This is a genomic window from Paenibacillus sp. BGI2013 (assembly GCF_002843485.1).
Taxonomy (GTDB): Bacteria; Bacillota; Bacilli; order Paenibacillales; family Paenibacillaceae; genus Paenibacillus; species Paenibacillus amylolyticus.
In genome coordinates, this window is sequence record NZ_PJFA01000001.1 from 852,114 (window position 1) to 858,409 (window position 6,296).

Consider the following 6,296-nt stretch of genomic DNA (forward strand, 5'->3'; position numbering starts at 1 on the left):
TCTTAGAAATAACATGGGGAAGGAGAGATGCAACAATCATGATAACGTATAGAACGTTGACCCTTGATGATGTGAATCAGCTGCAGGAAATAGATCGCTCGGAACATATTGATCTCATTTATGAAATGAGAGAGAACCGATTGGTTGAACTTGAACAAAATCATGAATGCTCAAACTGGGATGAGATGCTTTTGAAAGAGATTCAAAATCGATATGTGTACGAATTAGAACAAGGTGGCATGGCATATGGTGCGTTTGCTCACGATCAATTAATCGGATTTGGTGTGCTGGCACATCAATATAGAGGAAAAGAACGAAATCAATTACAAGTTGACTTGATGTATGTCTCACGCGGGTACAGAAGACAAGGTATTGGTAAACGTATTCTAAACGAGTTAGGTGAAGAGGCTAAGAAACGTGGTGCACAGTATCTGTATATCTCCTCCACAGAGACGAAATCAGCGGTATCCTTTTATAGAAGTCAGGGCAGTCAGATTGCAAGCGAGATTGATCAAGAACTTTATGACAAAGAGCCGAACGATATACATATGATAAAGGAGCTGGGCACATGACAACGGTTGGGATACTCGGAACCATTCATAATCCTGAACTCAGAGAGCGATATCATTGTTCTCTTTCCCTTTACAAGAATGTGATTACTGAGTTTAAACCAGATCTCATTTGTGGTGAAGTTCATCCGCAGAGTTGGTTGAGGTATCTAAAGGGCAAACATGATAGAGGATACTGGGGAGAACCAGCCAGTGAGTATTGGGAATTGGTCTTCCCTTTATGCGAGGAGCATAACATCCCATTTGTCCCTATTGACTGGTTTGAATTGGATGTCTGGAATGCTTTTGATCCATTCAACGGTTATTCGGACGTGGAACGCAAAGAACTTGAACAACGGGATGATCATTGGTTTGCAGAGCAAATGGAGACGTATCAGTTTGGCGAGATTCCTTTTAATTCAAAGGAGTTCGATCGTGTAACCAGACAAAAATATGAATGGTTGCATCAGGTAAACGCGAAGGCACAGAACTTTCGCTGGGTGGTCCGTAATCAGATTATGATTCAAAGAGTCAAAAATACAATTGAAGCTCATCCAGGAAAACGAATCCTCTGTATCGTTGGAGCCGATCACAATTACATCTTCCAAGAAGAGCTGATGATAGAACCCGTTGAATTGTTGTATCCGTTACGATAAAGGAACCGTTGGTAGAATTACAAATGAAACTTATTATTTAAGGAGCATTACATGCGCAAAAAAATACGTAAAACACTCAAGTACAGCATATTCAGTATTATTTTAATAGTTATAGTAGCTCTGATATTTCCCACATGGACACCCAAAATTAAAGGTGAAAACAGCATCAGCATGTTAGAACAGGTCGAAATTAACGGTACAGGACATGAAGTCATGATCAGGGGTGTTGATCGGACTAACCCTATCCTGATTTTTGTGCATGGTGGGCCAGGATGCTCGGAGATTCCATACGTAAGGAAGTATCAGAAAGAGCTTGAGCAACACTTCACGGTGGTGCATTACGATCAACGTGGGAGTGGAAAGTCCTATCACTTTTTTGAAGATTACTCGAATCTCACAACAGATGTATTAGTAGATGATTTGTTAGCGTTAAGGGATTATGTATCTAAGGAGTTAGGTCAAGAGAAGGTTATATTAATCGGTCATTCATTTGGTACATACATCGGGATGAAAGCTGCGGCTAAAGCACCTACTCAGTTTCACGCTTATATAGGCATTGGACAGATGGCGAATACACTTCAGAGCGAACTGGAAAGTTTGGAGTACACGTACGAGCAAGCGAAACAAGCCGGTAATGAAGATGATGTTAAAAAACTGGAGCTAATCCGCAGCTCGATCGAGCAAGGAAAGGAACTTACGCCTAGAATTTTGTTGCAAAAGTACGGTGGTGCAGCCAGACTCATCAACGAGAATAGAGATTATATTTCAGGATTCCTTTTAAATCCCGAATATAATGGGCTGGATATGATTCGCTTTTATTCAGGGATGTTCAGTTCACAAGACATCTTACTGAGGGAAGCATTTGATCAAAATTTACCCGAAATTGTTGATCATCTGGAGATTCCCACCTATTTTGTAACGGGTAAATATGATTATATGACCACTGCGAATGCAGCACGTGATTATTTTGACGTATTGGATGCACCGATCAAAGACTTCATTGTACTCAACGAGTCGGCGCATTACCCACAGTTTGAAGAGAAAGAAAAATTCGTAAAGTGGTTAAATGAGCTATTTTAATATGCATGGAGAGGAGCAAGATCATATTGTTAAATGAATTCATTGAGCTTGAAGAAGAGAGTGATGAGAGTTACCGGTGTTACACTCTGCAAAATACTGTGCAAATATTTAAACATTGCATACAGGATGAGGATTTAAATGACGTTCGAATATATGTGTCCACTAATACACCGTTAGATTCAATTGTTCATAAAATAGAAGATTACATTAAGTGGTTTTCAACTTGTGAGACTGTCTTTCGAGATTATTATGAGAATGAACTTCATGAAAAGGTACATCAGAATTGGTTTAATGAGATTGAAGTCTATCGTGTGGATATCACATTTAACAGTGTAACCGACTACGGCGCAACAATATCTTGCGGAGATCATATTTTGCGCGATCACATTATGATTATTGATTTTGATAGAGAACAAATCCAAGCAATCCACTTAAACGGATAGATGGATTATTTTGTAGTAAATAGTCACAAAAAACAATAAAGATATCGCTTTATTTTCCATAAATGTGTTATTATGTTGTTGTTGGACGAAGAATTCATTTGTTTGATCGATTAGAGAGAGGAGGCACGTATTCTCGAATCATTCAATCTGTATGCATAGATTAACTGCACTGCTTGTTAAAAATAATAGAATAAGCGGAGGTATGGTTATGTTCAAAAAATGGAAGAAATTTGGCATCAGCAGCTTGGCACTGGTATTAGTGGCTGCGGTAGCCTTTACGGGATGGAGCGCTAAAGCATCAGCAGCGGACGCTTCGCAAATAGTGTCTGAGATGGGTGCAGGATGGAATCTTGGCAATCAGCTGGAAGCAGCGGTGAACGGTACACCGAATGAGACAGCTTGGGGCAATCCTACGGTAACTCCAGAGTTAATCAAAAAGGTAAAAGCGGCAGGCTTCAAATCCATTCGTATTCCCGTTTCCTATTTGAGTAACATTGGAAGCGCTCCCAATTATACAATCAATGCGGCATGGCTGAATCGAATTCAGCAAGTCGTGGATTATGCGTACAATGAAGGTCTGTATGTGATCATCAATATTCATGGTGATGGGTTTAATTCCGTACAGGGTGGATGGCTACTCGTGAATGGTGGCAATCAGACTGCCATTAAGGAAAAATATAAGAAGGTGTGGCAGCAGGTTGCCACCAAGTTTAGCAACTACAATGATCGTCTTATTTTTGAATCCATGAACGAAGTATTCGATGGTAACTATGGCAATCCAAACTCGGCCTATTACGCCAATCTGAACGCATACAATCAAATCTTCGTGGATACGGTTCGTCAGACTGGAGGTAACAACAATGCCAGATGGTTGCTGATTCCAGGCTGGAATACCAATATTGACTACACTGTTGGTAATTATGGCTTTGCTCTTCCAACAGATAATTACAGATCCTCAGCTATTCCTAGTTCGCAGAAGAGAATCATGATCTCAGCACACTATTACTCTCCGTGGGATTTTGCAGGTGAGGAAAACGGCAATATCACACAGTGGGGTGCAACTTCTACGAACCCTGCCAAAAAGTCTACTTGGGGCCAAGAGGATTATCTTGAATCGCAGTTTAAGTCCATGTACGACAAATTTGTGACTCAGGGCTATCCCGTAGTGATTGGTGAGTTCGGTTCCATTGATAAAACGTCCTATGATTCCAGCAACAATGTCTATCGTGCTGCTTACGCCAAAGCAGTTACAGCAAAAGCCAAGAAATACAAAATGGTTCCTGTTTATTGGGATAACGGGCATAACGGTCAACATGGATTCGCCTTGTTTAACCGTTCAAACAAAACCGTGACGCAGCAAAATATCATTAATGCCATCATGCAAGGTATGCAATAAATTACTGTCTGGCTGTATCCGTGTAAACGGCGTGTTCCTGTAAAAGGGACATGCCGTTTTTTTGTGCTACTGGAGATGAAGATGAACAACATTTACCAATGCATTTTACATAAGCCACATACAGAATTCATTAAATCCCACACTAGCTTTTATATACTTAATTTGCTTGATATAGCGAACTAAAAGGACTAGGTGGTAGACAGAATGTTAAAAAAACGTGATTTGCAGGAATGCCTTTCACTGTACAGCTTAATGATGGACCCCGCAGTTTCTCCTTACGTTCGTTATCAATGCCAATCGTATGAAGAATATCTATTCCTGACCAAACAATTGATGGTCGAAGAAGAGCAAAAGACAGTGATTTCCCGAACGATTTTGAATGAAACAGGGCAGCCTATTGGAACCATTGATCTATATCATATTGAGCATCAAAGCGGTTTTTTAGCCACTTGGATTGGTTCACCGTTTTTTGGAAATGGGTATAGCCAAAGAGCCAAATCAGCCTTTTTTGTTGAATTGTTTCTGGAACATGGGATTGAAATGGTATTTATGAAGATACGCAAGCAGAATATAAGATCCAGAAAAGCAGTACAAAAACTGCCTTATGTGAAGTTAGCCAATGATGTGTATCCAGATGTATATCAACGGATTAATTTGAATGAACAGATGTATGATCTGTATTATGTTGAACGGTCAGCCTTTTTCGAAAATAGTATGGATCTGCACCAAGTGGTAGCTACGTAACTTATTCAGAGAGCGTCAACAGCGGCGTCAGTGATGACGCCGCTATTTGATATGATGATATAGGAACGGACCGTTAATATAACATGCAGGAATATGGACTAGAGAATCGAAAGACATTAAGTAGATAACCTCATAAAAAGTGGACGGTTAATCAAGGAGGCATGAAATGAATAATATTAACAAGATTTTGGGTGTAGTCCTCATGCTTGGCAGTGTGTTTATTTCAACGATGGACAGAATTTCAATACGAGTCTCTGTCGCTATAGTAGAAGCAGGATATGCGTCAGGAGGGACGAACGTACCCCAGTTTGCTCAGATGAACGAGCATCCAACAGGTTTACTCGTATACTTCATATTTTTTGTTGGATTCATACTATTGGTGGCGGGATTCCCGGGGAGTTATAAGAAAAATCGTAATCATGGGTATAACAAGGAAGTTTAGCTTGAGGAGGGATGAAAGTGGCCCAACAGGAGGAAGTGTTATCGGGAGGTAATGTGAATCAGGTCGTCAGAATAGGTGAGACGGTTCGCCGGCATGTGAAGCCAAATCCATATGTGGTTGAACTGCTTTTACATCTCGAAAAAGTTGGTTATGATCATGCCCCTCGATTTCTGGGAATAGATGAACAGGGGAGAGAAACGCTCTCTTACCTCAAAGGCATCGTTCCAGGCAATGACTACCCTGATCTAGAAGAGTATATGTGGTCAGACGAATCTTTGATTGAAGTCGCAAAACTGTTGAGAAGTTACCATGATGCGACCGTTGGATTTACAACAACATCAGTTTCAACGAACAGATATCCAGGCATAACAGAAGATGAAGTTGTATGTCATAACGATTTTGCGCCGTATAATGTGGTGTACAAGGATGGCCGTCCTCAAGGCATTATTGATTTTGATATGGCGGGTCCGGGTCCGCGAATGTGGGATATCGCCTATGTCTTGTATACATCCGTTCCACTCGCAAATTTCTCACCAGAGATGGACGGAAAGGGTGTAATGCCATACGTCAGCCAGGCACACGGAACTGTTCGAAAAGAACGGATTGCCTTATTCATGGCTACGTACGGGCTGAGTGTTCCAGCAGATTTGAAGGATTGGGTCATATCACGTATCCGTTTCATGTGTAAAACACTGACTGATCGTGCGGCTGATGGAGATGTCGCTTTTATGAAGATGGTCGAAGAGGGGCATCTGGCCCACTATGAGAAAGAAGTCATTTTTCTTGAAAACCATTGGGATGAATGGGTTTGAAAGGTAATGCTAATGGACCGCGTGATAGCCTACGGGCTGGACAGCGGTTTTTTCGTATTGTCAGGTTAGCCAGTAATTACTGGTTGGCCTTTTTTTGTGGTCGTTTTACGATGGGGGAAGCCGGGAGAACGTGGCGGTTTTAGGGGCTAGGACCTCGTAACAAAAACAGTTCTCC

The 6,296-nt window shown here is 41.1% G+C and carries 8 protein-coding genes; all 8 read left to right on the forward strand.

Annotated features, from left to right (window positions below; genetic code table 11):
- Positions 1-38 precede the first annotated feature (38 nt).
- Complete coding sequence (locus tag CXK86_RS03910; protein ID WP_101313465.1) at positions 39-572, forward strand: GNAT family N-acetyltransferase; 534 nt, start codon at positions 39-41, stop codon at positions 570-572.
- Positions 569-1,204: a hypothetical protein gene (locus CXK86_RS03915; protein WP_101313466.1), complete on the forward strand. Its 636-nt coding sequence runs from the start codon at positions 569-571 to the stop codon at positions 1,202-1,204. The genes CXK86_RS03910 and CXK86_RS03915 overlap by 4 nt, the downstream gene beginning before the upstream one ends.
- Before the next feature lie 51 nt (positions 1,205-1,255).
- Positions 1,256-2,284 carry an alpha/beta fold hydrolase gene (locus tag CXK86_RS03920; RefSeq protein WP_101313467.1) on the forward strand — a complete coding sequence of 343 codons (1,029 nt, stop codon included), beginning with the start codon at positions 1,256-1,258 and terminating at the stop codon, positions 2,282-2,284.
- A 26-nt stretch (positions 2,285-2,310) separates the two neighbouring features.
- Complete coding sequence (locus CXK86_RS03925) at positions 2,311-2,727, forward strand: hypothetical protein (protein ID WP_101313468.1); 417 nt, start codon at positions 2,311-2,313, stop codon at positions 2,725-2,727.
- A gap of 208 nt (positions 2,728-2,935) precedes the next feature.
- Positions 2,936-4,123 (forward strand): glycoside hydrolase family 5 protein, encoded by a 1,188-nt coding sequence (locus tag CXK86_RS03930; RefSeq protein ID WP_101313469.1) that lies wholly within the window; start codon positions 2,936-2,938, stop codon positions 4,121-4,123.
- A 204-nt stretch (positions 4,124-4,327) separates the two neighbouring features.
- Positions 4,328-4,867 (forward strand): GNAT family N-acetyltransferase, encoded by a 540-nt coding sequence (locus CXK86_RS03935; protein WP_101313470.1) that lies wholly within the window; start codon positions 4,328-4,330, stop codon positions 4,865-4,867.
- Positions 4,868-5,033: 166 nt separating this feature from the next.
- A complete protein-coding gene (locus CXK86_RS03940; RefSeq protein ID WP_101313471.1) occupies positions 5,034-5,309 on the forward strand; it encodes a hypothetical protein in 276 nt (91 codons plus the stop codon).
- A gap of 11 nt (positions 5,310-5,320) precedes the next feature.
- The gene (locus tag CXK86_RS03945; RefSeq protein ID WP_306821934.1) at positions 5,321-6,121 is read left to right on the forward strand and encodes a phosphotransferase; all 801 of its coding nucleotides are present in this window, start codon (positions 5,321-5,323) and stop codon (positions 6,119-6,121) included.
- The last annotated feature ends 175 nt before the right edge of the window (positions 6,122-6,296 follow it).